Genomic DNA, 288 nt, shown 5'->3' with positions numbered 1-288 from the left:
TCGTTCGTCCAGGGGCCGTAGACTTCAGCGTTGTCGAAGAAATCCATGCCGTGTTCGACAGCGGTGCGAAGCAGGTCGATCATCTCCATTCGGTCGGGGAGCTCGCGGGCCTTGCCATAGCCCATGGCGCCCAGCGACAAAGCGGAGACCTCCAGGCCCTGGCCGAGTGTGCGCTTGATCATTTGCTTCTCCTCTTTTCAGGTTGATTTGAAGAGCTATCGACGACGCGCGCCCTGAGGCGATCGCATGCCGATCTCATGCGATCCGACCGCCGTCAGGTATTTTCCT

At 59.4% G+C, this 288-nt stretch carries 1 protein-coding gene; it reads right to left on the bottom strand.

Annotated features, from left to right (window positions below):
- Nucleotides 1–182: aldo/keto reductase (locus AF337_RS36045; RefSeq protein WP_160320418.1), on the bottom strand; the 182-nt coding region annotated here is incomplete at its 3' end.
- Nucleotides 183–288: the final 106 nt, after the last annotated feature.

The organism is Rhizobium ecuadorense, from assembly GCF_001187535.1.
Classification (GTDB): Bacteria; Pseudomonadota; Alphaproteobacteria; order Rhizobiales; family Rhizobiaceae; genus Rhizobium; species Rhizobium ecuadorense.
This window is presented reverse-complemented; position numbering and strand designations above follow the sequence as displayed.